A 19,458-nucleotide genomic window follows, 5' to 3' on the forward strand; every position below is an offset into this window, starting at 1 on the left:
AGCAGTCTGCTCACCCGATCGAATAATCCCATATTACTATCCTCTTTATAGTTTCCTGCTCTAGTAGCTTAATATCTAGTTCGCTCTGAATAGTAGAGTTTTGGCGTGACAATTAAAATACTGACCTAGTAATTATGATAACTTCTGGATCTGGCGATCGGGCACTACCCAGCTAGGAATTCATCAATTCTCTACCCGATGGGTATGAGGTAGTAATTCATCAATTCTCTACCTGAATAGATTACTTGCCCTGAGTTTATCGGCTCAGTTGTGGCGGTACCGCCTGATAACCAGTCGGTTTGACAAAAGATTGAAAATTTGACGGCAGCAGCGATTTCACTAGGCTATCGGCTAATCTCGGTTGAGCGGTAATTGCTGAGGGCGGCACGATTTGAGTCTTGCCATTAAATGGAATTGCTGCTGGTGCAATGCCCGTTCCTCCGGTGGCTGTGATACCCGTAATTGTGGTTGGGGTTGTACTGATTGTCGCCGTGGCTGGCAATTTAATGCTGTTAATCGCGCTCAAATTAAGTTCGGAAAACTCATTTGCTGCTAAATTAGGACTCTGGATTGTTTGTCCGCTAGCTGCTGGGCTAGCAACTTTAGTTGCCACCAGCGGAGCTAGGACGCTAGGATTGAAGTAAGCATAGGCACCACCGCCAGCGATGAGACAAGCCGCAGCTAATGAGCCAATTTTGAGCGGTGTAAATAGTTTTTTTCCAGCTTTAGCAGGTGCTGGCTTGGCATTACTCGCAGCATCCGCAGCAGGATAACCAAATTGAATCTGCCGCAATAATTCTTGAGAAGATGATGAATACTCATCATGGCGGAAGGGTGCAATTTCGCCACCAGATGAGAAATTTAACTCCATTTCGGACGACTGGGTTGCCGATCGATGTAACGCGATCGGTGCATAATTAATGTGAGCGATCGCACTTTGGCTGCTACTAGAAGATGTCGTGAGTCCATCGATGATAATAAATCCCCCTGGTGCTTTGGCTGGCGGAGACTCAGATCCTATCGGCGGCACGATTTCGGCGGTAAATACCTCGGCATCGGCATCAAATTCGTCCGATTGGTGTTCCCAATTTGCGGCATTTACCGATCGACTTTCGATTTGGGGGCTAGGTTGTGGCATCGACTCAACTCCCTCGTGCTGAGATCTGAATCTATTTAGTTCATCTTCCAATTTAATATCTAGACTATTAAGAGCTTTTTGGAGTGTAGGTTCGAGCTGGTAAGCGGCAGGCGGCCCTGCTGGGGCGGTTGCGGCAGCAGTAGCCGCTAGATCTGGTAGGCTCTCGCCCACACTGTGGATCGGTTGCTCTCGCACAGAGCAACCAGCGACGACAGATCGATCGCTAGGGGATACGTTCGCACTATCGTCAGATGGGTGGTGGTTCATAACTCACATTAAACGCAGATATTTTTAAAGATGTCAGTCAAAATTAAATTAAACGTACTAGCGATACCGTTAGACTACCCACGATTGGCTCGACCGATCCCATTAACTACCTAAATTAGCTAACCGCAAGGGTTGTCAATCTTACCAGTACTCAGCCAGATCGCGTAAATTGCAAAGGTCGCTAGTCGTCACTGTGTCACTAACTATATGCCAAAAATCAGCTAATTCACTAAAAATTAGCTATTTGACTAAAAAATCGCAGTCTAATTATTTGAGATCGTTAATCTAGACGTTGCCGATCGGCGATAGTTTCCGAGCTTTTGCATTCTGCTGGTATCCGCACCCCACCTGAGCAAAACCCACCCGATCGCCCAAGTTGCGAGTCTATGGGTTTTTAGTGGGATGGGTGTTAGGTTTTAGCGAAAAGTGCGGTCTTGGGGTTTCCCCGTCTTGTCGTTTTCTGATTCGGGGGGAACCCTAGACATAAAAACGCCGCAAGTAGAGCACCTTTTCAAGACAGCTATTAGGTTTTAGCTTTTATCCGATCGCTAATGCCCAATACTTAATACCCAAATCTTTAACCTTGGTTATAACTAGCAGCTTGCGTTAATACTATGCCACTTACACCAATTTCTGCAATTACACTCCAGCTTCAAGATCTGCCAGGATGGGAAGGTGTCAGAGATTGGGGCTTAATTATCCGCGCCTGGGAGCTGAGTGTATCGCCGACAATTGCCGAACGCACCATGCCAAAATCTTTTACTAGAGGAGTGCTGACAATTGCGACACATAGTTCCAGCCTCGCCCATCAGCTAGCGTTTAGCAGAGTAAAATTGCGCCAGCAGTTAAATACACACTTAGGTGGATCGATCGACGATTTACGGTTTATGGCTGTTGGTTTTAGTAACTCTAATCAGCCTACGGCTACCGAAGATGTGACAATTGCGATCGACTCTGGCGAGATTGTCATTTGTCCCCACTGTGACGCGCGTGCGCGTCAGGGTGAATTACTGAGGTGGGATGTGTGCCAATTTTGCGCGATCGAGCTAGGAATTCTAGGTAAAAGATCCGAATCTACACCGAAAGTAATTAACTAATTCAATTATCTACCTTTTGGTAGATTCGATCGCTTTATTAATCCAAATTAATTGGCCAGGGCAACCTCAACTTTTAGATCTTACCTATTCCGCGATTCCCCGTTTCTGGCGATCCCTCATGGTTTTCGCTGAATTAGTACTAATATTGACTGTTAACAAACAATCTCCGTGTATGTACTGAATACTCTAATAAATGTATCTATGTATAAACTGAATCTAAAGACAATATAAAGTAAAAAAGAGCCGGGGATCGCTATAAGCTAGATGGTATCGATGATTGATGTCACTTTTGTCTAAATTGGCAACAGTGATAATAGTAAGCAGGAGAGAATTGAATTTGGTGCTCTCCCGAATGGGTAACGCTGATGAACGACCAAAACTGTATTACTTCCGCTTGCCGTTACTGCCGCTTCTACCGTCCAGAGGGAATGCATGGTGGCACCTGCCATCAGCTCAAAGTATCCGTTCGGAGCAACTGGAAAGCCTGTCAATTAGGTTTGCCCGCTTTTGCTAATAGTTGGGAAAACGCCGAACAATTAGCAATCGCTAATCGCCAAGTTGTCACAGCACCAGCTTCAAAAATCGAAGAAGTTAGTGTCGTTGCGCGAGAATTCAGCAACACTTCAATAAGTAATAATAATTAACACTGCCAATTTCAGATCGGGTAACATTTAGATTACACAATTTAGCTGCAACTTCGATGTAATTTACGTAATTGCTTCATAAAAGTACAAATATTACTAATTAATTAATTTTAATTGCCTAGACTTGCAATCCATCCCAATCTCAATGCACGATCGATAAATAACTCGGTCGCGAGTTGGAGATTTAGATTACAGTTGGTAGTTGCCGCATGACAGAACCGATCCCCTCGATAACATTACCCCCAGCAATTGACGCGATTCAAGAAGGCAAGTGGTTGCAATCTGCTCTCAAAATCTGGCTCGATCGAGAATTCATGCCTGAGTCGATCAATAATACTATCGCCCAACGCGCCGCTCAAATCTATACTCGGCAGCGGATGGAAGGTGAAAACGACCTGGGATCTCTAGTTATTGCGATCGTCACTGAAATGCAGGCATTTAATTTTAAAGAGAGCTTTTTTGGTGAATTCACCGTCGCTAATGCTGTCAGCGACTTGATTTTAGATAGTCTGGGGATCGATAACCGTTGCTGTGGGAATTAGATGGGAGTGAGAAGTAAGAAGTAAGGAGTAAGGAGTAAGGAGTAAATTCTCGATCGAGCTAGCAACTTCCTTAGACTGCCTACGATTTCTAACCGCTGAGGCTATTGGTAGTAAACTTTAGATCGCCACAAATTAAAAATCCCCAGATCTATTCGATCTGGGGATTCTGATGGGAATAAATCGGGTAGGTATTACCAGCTAGATTTAACAACACCAGGAAGTAAACCTTGGTGTGCCCATTCGCGCAAGACGTTGCGGGATAGACCAAAATCGCGGTAATATCCACGCGGACGACCAGTTACCCAGCAGCGATTGTGTAACCGAGTGGGCGCACTGTTGCGAGGTAATTGTTGAATTTTGCGGTGGACTGCAAATCTCGCTTGAGGTGTAGGGGCTTTGTTGAATTCTTCTAGCAAAGCTGCTCTTTTGTCTGCATATTTTGCTACTAGTCGCTCGCGGTTCTTCTCCCGCTCGATTATGCCTTTCTTCGCCATGTGTCTAACTTTCTCTATTTACAAAAAACCGGAGCGACTCTCGTACATCAACACCACCGATCCTAATCGGCAGGCATTACAAGAGTGCTAAACACTCTATTATAAAGCAAAGTCGGTCATTCTGTCTACAACTAAATCTCTCATATAATGAAGATAGGGGCATCAGGGGTAAGAAATGAGATTGTTCGGCAATCCGATCTGTTGGCTGCCAACTTGTGGCAAAGTTAGCCAGAGCTGAGGCAATAATCGAGGTATGATGCTCGCTCAGATCGGCTCTACGACTGATGTCGGTCTAAATTTAGAAATATTTTATTTTAAATATATTTTTTGCTCTAATTTCGATCGTTTACTGTGATATCTTGGGTATGCTAAATCATAACCACAACTTATCGCCTACTGGAACATAGACATATTATGGTACACCCGATCTTTAGCTTGGTGTCCGCACGGGTTTCAACAGTTACAACTGTAGGTAATAGCCAGCATTTCCAGCAAGTGGTAAAGAGGGCACGGACGAATCGTCCGGGTTTTTAGCTTTAAGCTTTTCAAGTATAAATACTCATCTATAAGATCTAGCTATTCCAGATCGACGATCGTGGCGACTAACTCGATCGCAGATTGACGAAACCACAGTCAAAACTGCTCGCATAAATTTCAATTTTTATTGAAACTTATTTGGCGAAAATCATTCATTATGACTAAGTGAATCATTAGCGCAAGCATCGCGACGGAATAGCTAACTTTTCCAGCCCCGCATCTAGAACTTTGCCCTCTTCGCAAAGATTTTAACTGCGCTAGTTTTGTCATGAATTAATTATCCAAATCTTGAATTTTGAATTGGTAGAAAATGCGTACTCTCGCTCCAGAATTTAGCTATCCTACGCTGCAACATCCCGATCGCCATGTTTGGGATTTTTGGTATTATTTTGAACCTGATACCAAAGTTTTTCACTTGTTTTATTTAAATGCCGATCGAGCGTTAGTGGCGACGGATGCACATCACATGAGTTCGCAGGTAGGTTACGCAACTACCAAAGATTTTATGACGATCGAATGGATTAGCGATCGGGTTTTGGGCGCAGATCCGCACGGATGGGACGATACATCGATTTGGAGTGGCGATATTATTAAAATTGACGGTGGCTTTTTGATGTTTTACACATCGCGAAATCAAGCCACACACGATGGAATGACGCAGAATATCGGCGTGGCATTTACGCACCATATTCAGAGTTTCGATCGCTGGTTCCGGATTCCCAGCATTCGGATTCAACCGGAAGCCCCTTACGAACCTCAGCACGTACCTGAAGATCTGACAATTCATGCTTGGCGCGATCCATTTTTATTCCGCCATCAAGAGCAAATTTATATGCTGCTTTCTGCTAAAGATCCGACTAAATCGATCGGTAAAAAAGGCACTGTCGCACTGCTCAAAGCTAAAAATAATAGTTTTGAAGATTGGGAATGTTTACCCCCCATCTGTCAACCAGGCTTTTATGCTGAAATGGAAGTGCCGCAGTTGTACAAAGCGAGTAATGAAGAATATGCGCTGGTTTATAGTACTTGGGCAAAATATGATTTTGCACCAAATACGCAGCAAAGCGGTGGATTGCAGGGCTATTTCTCCCCTTCGATGTTTAATTTTCCTGGCGAACAGCCTAAGGTATTTTTACCAGAAACCGAACATCTCTATGCTTGTAGAGTCATTCCCGAACTCGACGGTGAAATTGTGGGCTTTGACATCAAGACTGGTGGCATCCGTCGGAGTGGCGTAAAAACTGGCTTACAGCATGTCGATCGCGATTTTAGCAGCTATTCGATCGAGATGTAAGTAATCTTCGCTAACGCGCCAGATTCCCAGTAGGGGCAATTCATGAATTGCCCCTACTGGGAATCTGACAATTTGAATATTAAACTGCTTGCTCCATTTCTGGGGTGTATTTGCCTTTTCTGGCTGCGCCGTTGAGCTTGGCGCGATGGTAGAGGAGCTGTTGTGCTGTAGGAATATTGGCATCATCACCGTGCCAACAATCGAGTGCGGGCTGTTGAATCGCTCGTGCGTAAGAAAAAGTTACCACCCACGGACATTGAGCTGCAAACTGAGCATTAATCAGATTTAGATGTGCTGTTGCACGCTCGTTACTTTGTCCGCCCGATAGAAAAGCAATCCCCGGAACTGAGACGGGGACATTGTTTCGCAGACACCCGACTGTCAGTTCGGCAACCCGTTCGATACTCGCCTGTTCCGAGCAACTCGCGCCAGAAATGACCATGCTGGGCTTGAGAATCATGGTATCGAGTGCTACTCGTTGCAGCCGTAGCTGCTCGAATGTGACTTGCAGAGTGCGTTCGGTGACTTCATAGCATCGCTCGATCGAATGTGCGCCATCGATGAGTACTTCCGGCTCGACAATCGGTACTAGTCCGCCTTCTTGACACAGCGCGGCATATCGAGCTAGGGCATGAGCATTAGCCACCAAACCAGCCTGAGTTGGAAGATCGGTATCAATCGTAATTACCGCGCGCCACTTGGCAAACCGCGCCCCCATTTGGTAATATTCAGCAATCCGATCGCGCAACCCATCCAAACCTTCAGTAACTTTTTCACCGGGAGATCCCGCTAAATCTTTGGCACCCAAATCGAGTTTAATCCCTGGAATCATCCCGGCGGTTTGCATTACCTTAACAAATGGTATTCCCTCCCGCGTCGATTGGCGGATTGTCTCATCAAATAAAATGGCACCACTCACAAAATCGGCAAGCTGGGGTGTGGTGATAATTAATTCTCGATAGGTGCGCCGCCGCTCCTCTGTCGTGGGGATTCCCAACTTTTCAAACCGTCGATCGCAAGTACCTTTGCTCTCATCCATTGCTAAAATTCCTTTACCGTCAGCCATCATAGCTCGGACAGTCGATCTTAATTCTTGGGTATATGCACTCATAAGTCAGTCCTGACGATCGAGTAGGTATCCTAATAGTCTAATAAATTTGAGAGTGTCATGCGAATGATAGACTAAGTTATTCAGAAATTGGGTTACGAGCTACGAATTACGACTTAATTTAAGAAATTCTCAACTGTGAACGCTGCTCAACAGGCTACCGATATCATTCTCACCAGTAAAATTGCTGCTGCCGTCAGTCTGTTTCGGAGTGAATTTCCCGATGCCACGGTAGATTTAAAACCGTGGGCTGAAGATACCGATACTCAGGAGCTAGTCGATCCCGACTCGATCGATTTTAGCTTTCACTTTCCCGGTTGGAGTCGGCGGTGGCAAAGTCGGAGTGTATTAGTGCAAATTCGCTTCGCTCCCGATGTAATCGCGATCGCCGATAATCGGTCATTTGAGTCCGATCGTAATTTTATTGGCTTAGAAATTGCAGGCTTCGATTATCGGGGCAAACAGTGGCGATTATCGACTGTTTGCGACTGGCAATTTGAAGGCGAAATTCAACCTCAGCTAGAAATAGCCGATAAATTAAAACATTTTTGTCGGCAAATTTTCGAGCTGTTTAGCTGATAAATTCAGCCAATTATTAGTTGTTCGGTATCTAAAATGTGCGAATTATCACATTATCGGTAAGATCGAGAATTCTAGTGGCGATCGGTACTACAGAGCGATAGAGCGAGGTCTCACTAAGCATGTAATGGTAAGGGATTGAGCTAGAAGTTTAAAAAAATATGTATTTATGGCAAAATCTAGTATACTAAACGAAATCTTGCTTCTAGTTTTCTGTGGTAACTTTAACTTTTACCCCGTCCCACTCTCTATCGTAATCTATGCACGTAAAGACATCTCTGAAATTATTAGCTATTGCTGGTGCATTATTAAGTGCGGGTGCTGCCTCCGCGCAAAACTCATTTCCAAGCGAGCAATTTTTGGCAGCCAAAAATACACTAAAGACTCAGTTATTAGCGGCTAAAAATGTTGCTGATGCTGATGTTACAGCTACTGACATTAATCGGGCTAACCAGGTTGCTACAGACAATAGTAACCAGCCGATCTCTAGAACAGAGGCACGAGTCGCTGCCCTGAATTCACAGTTTGGGAATGATGAAGATGGCATCGTGCTACCTGCAATACCAACTGCTCGGCTAGTTAGCGCGCGTCCTACCCAGAGTGCTGTATTCTCTAGCGACGTTGCCAATTCCCAGCAGAATTACCAACTTAGTGGCGTACCCACCCAAGTTGGTGCCAGCGAAGCCTCTGTCGAAATTTTTGTACCACCACCAAAGACTCAAACTATTGTCGTACCATCAGTATCGCGGTTGCCACGAGTCATCAAAACAACTCCGTTACCCACAAAAACGATTACCCCCACTGCTAACGTTACGAGCTTTACTCAGAATGTCCCCGCTCGTCCGAATAATGTCCCTACAGTCCCAAGTATTGCTTCCGTTCAGTACAATGGCGACCCGACCGCACCAAGTGTAGAGTTAATTTACCCATTAATGAATCCCGCACGCGTCACATCCGGCTTTGGTTGGCGGACGCATCCCCTTACTGGCAGTCGTCGCTTTCATTCGGGCATCGATATCGGCGCACCGACCGGAACGCCTGTAGTAGCAACGGCGACAGGAACCGTAGTGTCGGCGGGTTGGAACGGCGGCTATGGTAAAGCGATCGTCATTCAGCATAATGGCGTACAGCAGACCCTCTACGGTCACTTGTCGGAGATTTCGGTGCAACCAGGACAACAGATAACTCAAGGTAGCGTCATCGGGCTAGTAGGTAGCACTGGTAACTCAACTGGGCCGCACTTACATTTTGAAACTCGTTCGCCGAATGCCACTGGTTGGGTTGCAGTCGATCCTACTCCAGAAATTCAGTATGCTGTAGACAATCTCCGTCGATCGATGCCTTATGCTGGTAAAGACACTCCTCAAGGGCTGTAAAATATTTGCAGCTCAGAACTTGTTAGAATAGTAGTCTTGTGAATTCTCAATTGTTATGACAGTCAAACCAGAATGGTTGCGGGTTAAAGCACCGCAGTGGGAACGCGTTGGTAATGTTAAAGACATCCTCCGCGACTTGCAGCTCAACACAGTTTGTGAAGAAGCTTCTTGTCCCAATATCGGCGAGTGCTTTAGTGCCAAAACAGCGACATTTTTAATTATGGGGCCAGCATGTACGCGTGCTTGTCCCTACTGTGATATCGACTTTGAGAAAAAACCCCAACCTTTAGATCCGACCGAACCATTGCGGTTAGCCGAAGCTGTCAAACGCCTCAATCTCAAACACGTCGTCATTACCTCTGTCAATCGGGACGATCTCCCCGACGGTGGTGCGGGTCAATTCGTGCTGTGTATTCAGTCCGTACGCGCCCTCTCGCCCCAAACGACGATCGAAGTACTCATTCCCGACCTATGTGCCAATTGGCAAGCCCTAGAGACGATTCTAGATGCCGCTCCCGAAGTGCTCAATCACAATACCGAAACTATCCCCAGACTCTATCGCCGCGTGCGTCCGCAGGGCGATTACCAACGCTCTTTAGATGTGTTAGCTCGATCGCGGGCTTATACTCCCAGCGTTTATACTAAATCAGGCATTATGGCAGGTTTAGGCGAAACCGACGCAGAAATTCGTCAAACCATGCGAGATTTACGATCGGCAGATTGCGATATCATCACGATCGGGCAATATCTCCAACCCTCTAATAAACACCTTAACGTTGCCGAATTTATCACCCCCGCTCAGTTCGATGCATGGCGGGTGTATGGTGAAGAAATTGGTTTTCTGCAAGTCGTATCTAGTCCGCTGACGCGTAGTTCTTACCATGCGGAAGAGGTGCAAAAGTTAATGGTGAAATATCCACGCGGTAATTAATCATCTCCACCTCATACCTCAGTCGTATTCTATGTCCGATCGAATTACAATTATCGGTGCTGGTGCCTGGGGTAGCGCGTTGGCAAGTTTGACGCAAGTAAATGGCTGCGAACCGACAATTTGGTCGCGTAGTAGCGATTTAACTTTAGCAGAAACAGTTCGCGATCGGGTGGCAATTATTTCGGCAGTTTCGATGTCAGGAGTGCGGGCGGTTATCGAGCGATTGCAAAATGAGATCGAGCCGCATCAAATCATTGTCACGGCTACTAAAGGCTTAGACGCTCAAACTAATCGTACGCCTGCCAAACTCTGGCAAACAGCATTTCCAAACAACCCAATTGTCGTGCTATCGGGGCCGAATTTATCTTTAGAAATTCAGCAGGGATTACCTGCGGCGACGGTAGTTGCCAGCCATCATCCCGATGCTAGTAATAAAATCCAAGAGATATTTTCTTCGCCTAAATTTCGGGTATATACTAATGACGATCCGATTGGTGTCGAAATTGCCGGAACGGTCAAAAATGTCATCGCGATCGCCGCTGGTACTTGCGATGGGTTAAAATTAGGAAATAATGCTAAATCAGCTTTATTAACGCGAGGACTGGCAGAAATTATTCGGATCGGTCAATATTGGGGTGGGAAAACCGAAACCTTTTACGGGTTATCTGGATTGGGCGATTTGCTAACGACATGTAATAGTAGTCTGAGCCGTAATTATCAAGTCGGTTATGGTTTAGCGCAAGGGCGAACTCTAGCTGAGGTGTTAGAAAATTTAGCCGGAACCGCCGAAGGTATAAATACGACTAAAGTATTAATCCAAATTGCTAACCAGCATCAAATCTATATGCCGATTGCGGTGTTAGTCGATCGATTATTACAAGGGCAGATTACAGCACCGGAAGCAATTATCGCGCTCATGTCTCGCGATCGCAAGTCAGAATATTAGATTTAGTGGATAGTGGATAGTGGATAGCGAAAAATCCACGACTCTTTATTTATTACTCCTTAGAGGATGTCTGAAAAGTCTAGCTTGTTAAGCGCAAACCCTAGAAATCCCCCCTAGCCCCCCTTAAAAAGGGGGGAACCGGATTCAAAGTCCCCCTTGAAAAGGGGGATTTAGGGGGATTGAGATCTGCGATCCACATCAAAAAACCTTTTTAGACATCCTTTTACTCCTACCTCCCATTCCCCCAAAATGTCGCCGGAAGATTCTCAAGAGTTAACAAAGGCAATCGATGATTTTAAGACGATGCAGTCAGAACAAAATTATCGACTAGCTCAGGATACTTTGCGCCGAATTTTAGTAAATTTAGATCTGAGCCAGCGGGAACGAGCGGGACTAGAAACCGAGATTGCTGAGTTAAGCGACATGCTAGTTAAGCTCGATCGATCGGTATTTCAGGTAGCTGTATTTGGCATGGTAGGGCGAGGTAAATCTTCATTATTAAATGCTTTAATTGGTAAAGAAGTATTCCAGGCAGGTGTTTTACATGGTGTAACGCAAGAACGCCAGCAGGTAGTATGGGAAATTGAGAATTGGCAAGATGCTTTCGATTTAGATAAAGATACGCCAGCTACATTGCAAGAAGCGATCGAATTTATCGATACGCCAGGGATTGATGAAGTCGATGGAGAACAGCGGCAATTACTCGCGAGTGAAATTGCCCGTCAAGTGGATTTAATTTTATTTGTCATTGTAGGTGATATTACCGAATTAGAATTAAAGACACTCTCTCAACTGAGAAGTGCGGGCAAACCGATCTTATTAGTATTTAATAAAGTCGATCTGTTTCCCGATCGCGATAAACTAGCGATCTATGCCAAAATTCGCGACGAGCGCGTTACCGAAATTCTCAGTCCGAATGAGATTATCATGGTATCTGCCGCACCATTGACGATGCGGGCGATCGCGCGCGAAGATGGCAGTATGGGCGTAAGCTATCATCCTGGTACGCCCCAAGTTGCCGAATTAAAGCTGCGAATTGTCGAAATTTTGCAGCGCGAGGGCAAAACACTCGCAGCACTCAACGCCATGCTAGCAGCCGATCGCATCCAAAAGCAAACGATCGATCGCAAAATGGATCGGCGCGATGAGGCGGCTAACGATATTATCTGGCAATCGGTGATGACTAAAGCGATTTCGATCGCCCTCAACCCGATTACGGCGGTAGATATGATGGCAGGTGCCGCGATCGATATTGCCACGATCGTCCGCTTATCTAAATTCTACGGTATGCCAATGACTCGATCTGGGGCGATGAAATTGCTTCAGACGATTGCGATGGGCATGGGAGGGGTGAAAATTAGCGAATCGATCGCCAACATCGGCTTGAGCGGAATCAAGGGCGTACTCGCCATTCTTGCCCCCGCTACGGGGGGAATTAGTATCGCTCCCTACACCGCCGTTGCGCTCACCCAGGCTAGCATTGCGGGAGTCTCGACTTATGCGATCGGTCAAATTACCAAAACCTATTTAGCCAATGGTGCATCCTGGGGTGAGGATAGCCCTAAAGCCGTCATCGCCCAAATTCTTGTTACCATTGATGAACATTCGATCGTCGATCGCATTAAGCGGGATTTAGGTTTTAGGTTTTAGTTTTTAGGGAATACAAGAATGTAGGCGTTCTAAGATCTAAAACTCAAACTTTAAAATTAATTATCTAAATCCAGAATCTCATCGTTATATCCGAACCTAATGCCTAATACCTAACACCTAATACCTAATAAATGCCTACTTTTGAACAATCGATCCAAATTAAAGCAAGTGCGACGGTAGTCGATAAATGCGTGACTGACTTAACATTAATGCAGCGATGGCTCAATCCGCTGCTCAAGTGCGAACCGTTGGGCGAATGGAAGACTAGCGTAGGTAGTAAAAGTAAATTTATCATTCAAATTCCGGTTGTCAAACCAACATTAAAAAATGTAGTAGTAGTGCGCGAACCGGGTTTAATTGTTTGGGGATTCGATGGCTTTTTTAAAGGTAGAGATCGGTGGGAATGTCAACCTAACGATCGCGGTACGAGACTTGTCAATAAATTTGAATTTAATATCCCCGATCGGATAGTTGCTTGGGGATTCAATCGATTTGCAGCCAAATGGACTAAAGCAGATATGGCGGCCCAATTGCGCCGTTTAAAGCTCGTAGCAGAAGAGATTCATCAAAATCTAGATGGTTAATTATTGGTTAATTATTCGCCGATCGATTGTAAAAAATTGAGTGCAGAAGCATCCATTTTACCGAAATGAATCGCCCCGGCAACGTTCCAATTTTCTAGAGATTTTACCAACCAAGGTACACCTTTACATTGAGAAGCTTCATAATGATTGAATAGAATCGATAAACGGCTTTCCAATAGTGGTTTGACTTTTTGACAAATTAATACAATTTTGAGTAACAACCCAGTAGTGAATACCGAGCCGAGGTTGCTAATCATATCCATGAAAACAAAATGTTGAGGATTGCTCGGACTTTCGACGACTAAATGATTGAGTACGTGGGTACAAGTTCTGAGTAGTGCAATCTCATCGAGCCGCTGATAATCGCGATCGGGTGAAATGCTATAAATAGTTTTATATAATCGATCGTTAAAACTCCGTTTACCATAACTGAGATCTACACCAGAGACGATATAATCGTAAAGATCGCCTTTAAATGTTTTGACGATCGGCTGCATTTGTAAATGCGAAACAAAACCGCGCGATAAATCTTGGTAGCTGGCGTTACCTTCGGCTTTACCTGCAAATTGACCGAACGCCATTCCCAATTCTTTGGTAGATAATAAGGTAGGATTATCAACAGTAGGTAAATTATTTGCAGCATCTCGACCTAACTGAGCTTTAATCCGCGATCGTCTAACTTGGTAAGTCAGATAGTGAGAAAGATTTGTTTCTTGTTGGCTCCGTAAATCGCGTTGAACGCGCTCGATCGTTTGGACGTTTTCTTGAGTGCGTTCTTCTGAAACTAACGTGTGCGCGTAGAGGTAAGGATAGCGAGTAATTAAAGTGCCTAATGGTTGCTCGGCAATGGTATTTTTGCGGGCGGTACTACCATTAAGTACGGTATTTAACCGTTTGAGTTTAGTATAGTCATCGCTTTGTAAAAATACTTGTAATAGTTGACGCAACCGCCGCACGACTCGCGAATAAGTCATCCGTACATCATTGAGATTAGAGAGCATTTCTACTAACCCAGCCACCGGAGCGTGTCCCGATGGTTGCATTTGCCAGTGATTAACGAGAATATAACAACAGCGGTTGATAATTAACGGAAAATTCTGCTCGGCAGTCTTTTCAAATGCCAATGTTTCGATCGTCGCCCAAATTCGAGCATCGGTATAAGTGACACCCTCGATAAATAGACTCCGAAATCTTTCTAGTACCCGCGCGGGTTTTTCGGTTTTGACGACATGTAAAAAGTGTTCGTAGACAATTTGCTCGACACCGCTACCAATTTTTTTCCCAACTGCAAACATAATTTTATCTCCATTGCTATTTCTAGTAAATAATTACAGCAAGCCACTTTTCAAAGCGAGACTGCATCGATAAGTAGCATCTGCCTTATGAAATCGAAATAGACCGTGGCGGGAGAGTATGAACTGCAATAATGAACATGGGAGTAAAATTCGGGGTAAAGGGGGATTAGATCGAGTCTTGTCCCCTATCGTATCTGGAGATCTGGCCGGATGTTGTGAGATCGATCGCTCTTAACGTACCCACATTCCGATCTAATTCTGTCACCCTTGGCAAAATTAAGCTTTATGTCGGTACCGATCGGTGATAATTTAAGCTGAAGAAGAACCAAAAGTGCGTGTAATGGCTCAAGTGGAATTAAATACCATCCAAATCGGTAATAACGGTCATCCTCTGATTATGCTCCACGGTTGGGGGCAAAATCTCCAATCTTTGCAACCGATGGGAGAACTATTGGCAACCCGATCGAACATCCATATTATCGATCTACCTGGCTTTGGGAAATCTGCACCGCCGCCGGAAGATTGGGATACTACGCAGTATGCCGATCGCATTTACCAGTATTTAGAGGCAAAAGGGATCGAATCTGCCGATATGTTAGGACATTCCTTTGGTGGCAGAGTCTCAATTCGCCTCGCACACCAGTATCCGCACAAAGTTCGATCGATTACACTAATTAATTCTGGCGGATTACAACGCCAGCGCACCACCCAGCAAGCTCTTCGCAGTCAGTGGGTACGCACGCTGCGGAATGCGTTCAAAGTCTCACCCATGTACCGCGACGAGCTGCTAACTTGGCATAGTCAAAAATACGGTTCCCGCGACTATCTCAATGCAGGCGCAATGCGAGGAACGATGGTAAAAACCGTCAGTGAAGATCTCACCGAACTTGCCAGAAAAATTCCGCTGCCAGTATTGTTATTGTGGGGCGAAGCCGATACCGAAACCCCGGTGGAAATGGGACATCGCTATCACAGTCTCTTTGCCAATTCTCAACTAATTACCGTTCCCCATCGCGATCATTTCATGTTTCAATCCGAAGGCTCTCACCTATGTGCTTATTATGTAGAAAAGTTTTTAGAACGCTTGCCTAGTCACGTACTGGCATCATGATATTTATCGCAGTACTTGTAGTTATCCCGCTCGTCGCGCTCATTCTAATTCTATTACTCAATTCTAAATCTGACTAAAGCGCGATCTGATCTATTTGTCGATTGTCTAGGGAAGGGGCTTGCAATTTAATAAACTACCAGTCGGTTTAGGTTTCGACTTCGCTCGACCTCCGAGGGTTGAGCGAAGGTAGTAGGGTGGGCAGTGCCCACCATCAGGGTTTCAGACAGATAACCGTGGGGTGGGCGGGTTTGAATGACATCTCTAGTCCGAACGGAATCTGTAGCATAAACCCGCCCCTACAGATCCTTGTCGCCATCACATTTGCCATGCTTACTACTATTTGTCTCGCTCTCATCAGTGCTGCTACGATCTTATTTTTCACCCGCCGGGGATTGAGATATTTACGTTACTTCCAGCAAGAAGAATACAACGGTACGCGGTTTAAAAATTGGTTGATTGAAAAACGCACTTTCGATACTAAAGGCACATTCATCGCCCTACTAGCAGCCGCACTGAGTAAATTTGCCACAGGTGGGGATATGGTTACTTGCCTGGTAATTTGTTTGCTAGCCGCAGCCGCACTGGTATTTATCGGATTTACCGAAGAAGATCCGCGCAAGGTGGGGAAAATTAAGCTGAATATGACCGATCGAGCGACGGCGATTTATAATTTAGCTCTGGGTTTAAATGCGATCGCCACACTCATCATTATTACTGCTACCTATTTTTTAGGAGCTGGCGACAGTATCGCTATTTATTGGCTGGTGGGGTTGGGTTTAATTCAAACCTCACCAATTTGGATTGTCGTTGCCAATGCCATTTTATGGCCGAACGAATTCAAAAAACAACAGGCATTCCGCCAAGAAGCCAAAGACATCCTCGCCGAGTACCAACCCTACACGATCGGGATTACCGGAAGTTATGGTAAAACTAGTACTAAAGCCATCTTAGGCGGCATTTTAGAAGCGATCGAGCCGACATTTTGGACACCCGGTAGTATCAATACCGAGATGGGTATCACCCGCCAAATTCGCGAAAATCTCAAACCGCAACAGCAAATCGCGATCGTCGAAATGGGAGCTTATCAAATTGGATCGATCGCTAAATTGTGCCGTTTTACGCCCCCGAATGCCGGATTGGTTACCGCTGTTGGCGTAATGCACCTCGAACGATTTGGCAGTGCCAATAATATTTATAAAGCTAAATGCGAACTCGCCCAAGCTATCCCCGCCGATGGCTTACTCGTCTGCAATGGCGATAATCCTGGCGCACGCAAAATGGCCGCAGAATACCCCAAGGCTAACACTCTCCTCTACGGCTTAGAACCAGAAATCGGTCATCTCGACTGCTGGATGTCGGATATTGATGCCAAAATGGAGGGGACTAACTTTATCATTAATTGGCAGGGCAAAAAATATCCTGGCTTTACCAAGCTGCTAGGCGCACCCATGCTCTCTAACCTCGTCGGCGCATTTACAATGGCTTGCGCCCTCGGTAAAGATCCCGATTATGTCATTGCGGCAATTTATAACGTCGAACCTGCTAATAATCGCCTCAATCTTCGTAAAAATGGCGATGGTTTCATCCTCGATGATTCCTACAACTCTAACCCGATCGGCTTTGCATCGGCTCTAGATGTCCTCGAAGCCCTCGAAGGCGGACGTAAAATTTTAATGACCCCAGGCATGGTCGAACTCGGCGATATTCAAGCTGCTGAGAACCGTCAGGTGGCTCTTAAAGCTGCCTCAATCTGCGATTTGGCGATCGTAGTCGGCACTACCAATCAAGCAGCCCTCAAAGCCGGATTACTCGAAGGTGGTTTAGCTGCCGATAAGTTAATGGAATTTCCCGATCGCGATGCTGCACTAGCTTATCTAACCAGCCCCGAACATCGTCAAGCCAAGGACATGATTTTAATCGAAAACGACCTACCCGATCTGTATGAATCGATCGCGAAATTTTGATTCGTAATCTCGATCGACTAAGATCGGAATATTGCCAGGGTCGTGCTTGAGACGCTAAAGATCGATCGTGTTTAAGCCAAGATCCACCCACCCCGCCCGTTGGGTAGATCTTGGCTTAAACTAGCAAATATCGATCGCCTCAACATTCACACATCACCATCATAATGTCCACCGATCGACACTTACCAATTTACCTCGATCGACATGCCACCACGCCAGTCGATCCGCGCGTCATGGCGGCGATGTTGCCGTATTTTACCGAACATTTTGGCAACCCGACTAGTACCACCCATCAATACGGTTGGGCAGCGGAAGCAGCAGTCACGGGAGCTAGAGAAACTATCGCCGCCGCGATTGGTGCGAGTGATTCAGAAATTGTATTTACCAGCGGTGCGACCGAAGCAAATAATCTCGCGCTTAAAGGTATCGCCGAATCATATATTGCTAAAGGACAGCACATAATTACCCTTCAAACCGAACATAATGCGGTTCTAGATCCTTGCGAATATCTGGCATCTTTAGGATTTACAGTTACTTATTTACCCGTTCGACCAGATGGTTTAGTCGATTTAAATACGCTCGAAAGTGCCATCCGTTCCGATACAATTTTAGTATCGATTATGGCAGCTAATAACGAGATTGGCGTGCTGCAACCATTGGCAGAAATTGGTAAATTATGTCGAGAAAATGGCGTGTTGTTTCATACCGATGCGGCGCAAGCGATCGGACAAATTCCATTAGATGTTAACTTATTAAATGTCGATTTAATGTCGATGACCGCTCATAAAGTTTATGGGCCAAAAGGCATCGGCGCACTCTACGTCCGACGGCGCGATCCGCGTGTAAAATTATCGCCCCAATTGCATGGTGGCGGCCACGAACGGGGAATGCGATCGGGTACATTATATCCACCCCAAATTGTCGGTTTTGCCAAAGCCGTGGAAATCGCGCTAATTGAAATGGATGCCGAAACTGCAAGATTGACGGAACTAAGAACGCGATTGTGGTCGCAACTCAGTCAGCTTGATGGCATTTATCTCAACGGTCATTTCACCCAAAGACTGCCAGGAAACTTAAATATCAGTGTGGCGGGAGTCGATGGTAATGCTCTGTTACTAGGCTTGCGACCGATTGTCGCCCTCTCATCGGGAGCTGCTTGTAGTTCTGCCAAAATTGCCCCTTCTCACGTTTTACAGGCATTGGGTAGATCCGATGCGCTGGCTTATGCAGCACTTAGGTTCGGAATTGGGCATAATAATACTGTAGAGCAAATCGATCGAGTGGCAACTGCGGCGATCGAGACGATTCAAAGTTTGCGGAAGTTAGCTTTGAGATCGTGACATTTACAGGTATAATCGAAGATAACCAAGAGCGATCGCCCTCAAGAAGAACAAGCCAAGCAAATCTTCCCAACATTGTCCGGTAATCCAGACTGGATGCGATCGTGTACTTGACAAAATTTTCGTGGGTTCTGGACATACCGCCATCCTTGCAGCTAACTACATCAGTGCAATGGATTTAGTGAGAATTGGAGGATCGCTCCAGTTCGTCCTAGTACAGGCAGCTACAGATAAGATGCTACGAGTTTAGGTCGATCGCCAAAGCAATTTGCCGGATTTATCTGCCCGATATTTACGAATTTAATCGTAACCAATGTTCGGGCAAACGCGACCCGCCAGATGCTAAGTCCCATGCTACTCGATCCGATCGACTGCACTGACCGAGCCACCCGACTGTCGATCGGGAGCCATACATCTTAATTCTAAGTGTGGGTGCAACTTGGCACCCAGCGACACCGAACAGATGGCAACCATTTAGCTCCCGATGAGATCTACCAGCCGATTGGTAGTATCTTCGATTTCGTAGGCGTTGGGGAAGAGCAAAGAAGTCTCTTTTACCCT

The 19,458-nt window shown here is 45.6% G+C and carries 17 protein-coding genes; 13 read left to right on the forward strand and 4 right to left on the reverse strand.

Translation table 11 applies throughout. The features are described from left to right. Nucleotides 1–256: 256 nt before the first annotated feature. Nucleotides 257–1,405: a hypothetical protein gene (locus Q0R35_RS01575; RefSeq protein WP_295613786.1), complete on the reverse strand. Its 1,149-nt coding sequence runs from the start codon at nucleotides 1,403–1,405 to the stop codon at nucleotides 257–259. A gap of 614 nt (nucleotides 1,406–2,019) precedes the next feature. Here Q0R35_RS01575 and Q0R35_RS01580 point away from each other — a divergent pair. The 3 genes from Q0R35_RS01580 (at nucleotide 2,020) to Q0R35_RS01590 (ending at nucleotide 3,688) form a co-directional block, all read left to right on the forward strand. Beyond that, nucleotides 2,020–2,502, forward strand: coding sequence for a DUF721 domain-containing protein (locus Q0R35_RS01580; protein WP_295613788.1), 483 nt, complete (start codon nucleotides 2,020–2,022; stop codon nucleotides 2,500–2,502). Nucleotides 2,503–2,867: 365 nt separating this feature from the next. Continuing rightward, entirely contained in the window at nucleotides 2,868–3,146 is a 279-nt protein-coding gene (locus Q0R35_RS01585; protein ID WP_295613790.1) for a hypothetical protein, read from the forward strand. Nucleotides 3,147–3,355: 209 nt separating this feature from the next. Continuing rightward, a complete protein-coding gene (locus Q0R35_RS01590) occupies nucleotides 3,356–3,688 on the forward strand; it encodes a hypothetical protein (RefSeq protein ID WP_295613791.1) in 333 nt (110 codons plus the stop codon). Between the two features lie 191 nt (nucleotides 3,689–3,879). Here Q0R35_RS01590 and rpsN read toward each other — a convergent pair whose 3' ends face one another. Beyond that, the gene (gene rpsN, locus Q0R35_RS01595; protein WP_295613793.1) at nucleotides 3,880–4,182 is read right to left on the reverse strand and encodes a 30S ribosomal protein S14; all 303 of its coding nucleotides are present in this window, start codon (nucleotides 4,180–4,182) and stop codon (nucleotides 3,880–3,882) included. An 847-nt stretch (nucleotides 4,183–5,029) separates the two neighbouring features. Between rpsN and Q0R35_RS01600 the strand changes: the two genes are divergently transcribed. Further along, entirely contained in the window at nucleotides 5,030–6,013 is a 984-nt protein-coding gene (locus Q0R35_RS01600; protein WP_295613795.1) for a beta-fructosidase, read from the forward strand. Nucleotides 6,014–6,092: 79 nt separating this feature from the next. Here Q0R35_RS01600 and Q0R35_RS01605 read toward each other — a convergent pair whose 3' ends face one another. Further along, nucleotides 6,093–7,124 (reverse strand): class I fructose-bisphosphate aldolase, encoded by a 1,032-nt coding sequence (locus Q0R35_RS01605; RefSeq protein ID WP_295613797.1) that lies wholly within the window; start codon nucleotides 7,122–7,124, stop codon nucleotides 6,093–6,095. A gap of 135 nt (nucleotides 7,125–7,259) precedes the next feature. Here Q0R35_RS01605 and Q0R35_RS01610 point away from each other — a divergent pair, with 135 nt between their 5' ends. The 6 genes from Q0R35_RS01610 (at nucleotide 7,260) to Q0R35_RS01635 (ending at nucleotide 13,187) form a co-directional block, all read left to right on the forward strand. Then, nucleotides 7,260–7,700: a hypothetical protein gene (locus Q0R35_RS01610; protein WP_295613799.1), complete on the forward strand. Its 441-nt coding sequence runs from the start codon at nucleotides 7,260–7,262 to the stop codon at nucleotides 7,698–7,700. Nucleotides 7,701–7,960: 260 nt separating this feature from the next. Then, entirely contained in the window at nucleotides 7,961–9,076 is a 1,116-nt protein-coding gene (locus Q0R35_RS01615) for a M23 family metallopeptidase (protein WP_295613801.1), read from the forward strand. Between the two features lie 55 nt (nucleotides 9,077–9,131). Continuing rightward, on the forward strand, nucleotides 9,132–10,007 hold the full coding sequence (gene lipA, locus Q0R35_RS01620) for a lipoyl synthase (protein WP_295613803.1): 876 nt from the start codon (nucleotides 9,132–9,134) through the stop codon (nucleotides 10,005–10,007). Between the two features lie 31 nt (nucleotides 10,008–10,038). Next, entirely contained in the window at nucleotides 10,039–10,953 is a 915-nt protein-coding gene (locus tag Q0R35_RS01625; RefSeq protein ID WP_295613805.1) for an NAD(P)H-dependent glycerol-3-phosphate dehydrogenase, read from the forward strand. A 249-nt stretch (nucleotides 10,954–11,202) separates the two neighbouring features. After that, on the forward strand, nucleotides 11,203–12,603 hold the full coding sequence (locus tag Q0R35_RS01630; protein WP_295613807.1) for a GTP-binding protein: 1,401 nt from the start codon (nucleotides 11,203–11,205) through the stop codon (nucleotides 12,601–12,603). A 131-nt stretch (nucleotides 12,604–12,734) separates the two neighbouring features. Next, the gene (locus Q0R35_RS01635) at nucleotides 12,735–13,187 is read left to right on the forward strand and encodes an SRPBCC family protein (protein WP_295613809.1); all 453 of its coding nucleotides are present in this window, start codon (nucleotides 12,735–12,737) and stop codon (nucleotides 13,185–13,187) included. An 11-nt stretch (nucleotides 13,188–13,198) separates the two neighbouring features. On the opposite strand, the gene Q0R35_RS01640 is transcribed toward Q0R35_RS01635, so the two are convergent. Then, nucleotides 13,199–14,482, reverse strand: a complete 1,284-nt coding sequence (locus Q0R35_RS01640; protein ID WP_295613811.1) for a hypothetical protein — start codon at nucleotides 14,480–14,482, stop codon at nucleotides 13,199–13,201. 340 nt (nucleotides 14,483–14,822) lie between these two features. Here Q0R35_RS01640 and Q0R35_RS01645 point away from each other — a divergent pair, with 340 nt between their 5' ends. From Q0R35_RS01645 to Q0R35_RS01655, 3 genes are all read left to right on the forward strand, one after another. Further along, nucleotides 14,823–15,593, forward strand: coding sequence for an alpha/beta hydrolase (locus Q0R35_RS01645; protein ID WP_295613813.1), 771 nt, complete (start codon nucleotides 14,823–14,825; stop codon nucleotides 15,591–15,593). 326 nt (nucleotides 15,594–15,919) lie between these two features. Then, complete coding sequence (gene murF, locus Q0R35_RS01650; RefSeq protein WP_295613815.1) at nucleotides 15,920–17,557, forward strand: UDP-N-acetylmuramoyl-tripeptide--D-alanyl-D-alanine ligase; 1,638 nt, start codon at nucleotides 15,920–15,922, stop codon at nucleotides 17,555–17,557. A gap of 164 nt (nucleotides 17,558–17,721) precedes the next feature. Continuing rightward, nucleotides 17,722–18,897: an aminotransferase class V-fold PLP-dependent enzyme gene (locus Q0R35_RS01655; RefSeq protein WP_295613817.1), complete on the forward strand. Its 1,176-nt coding sequence runs from the start codon at nucleotides 17,722–17,724 to the stop codon at nucleotides 18,895–18,897. Nucleotides 18,898–19,458: the final 561 nt, after the last annotated feature.

This window comes from Chamaesiphon sp. GL140_3_metabinner_50 (assembly GCF_025361915.1).
In the GTDB taxonomy this organism is placed as follows: Bacteria; Cyanobacteriota; Cyanobacteriia; order Cyanobacteriales; family Chamaesiphonaceae; genus Chamaesiphon.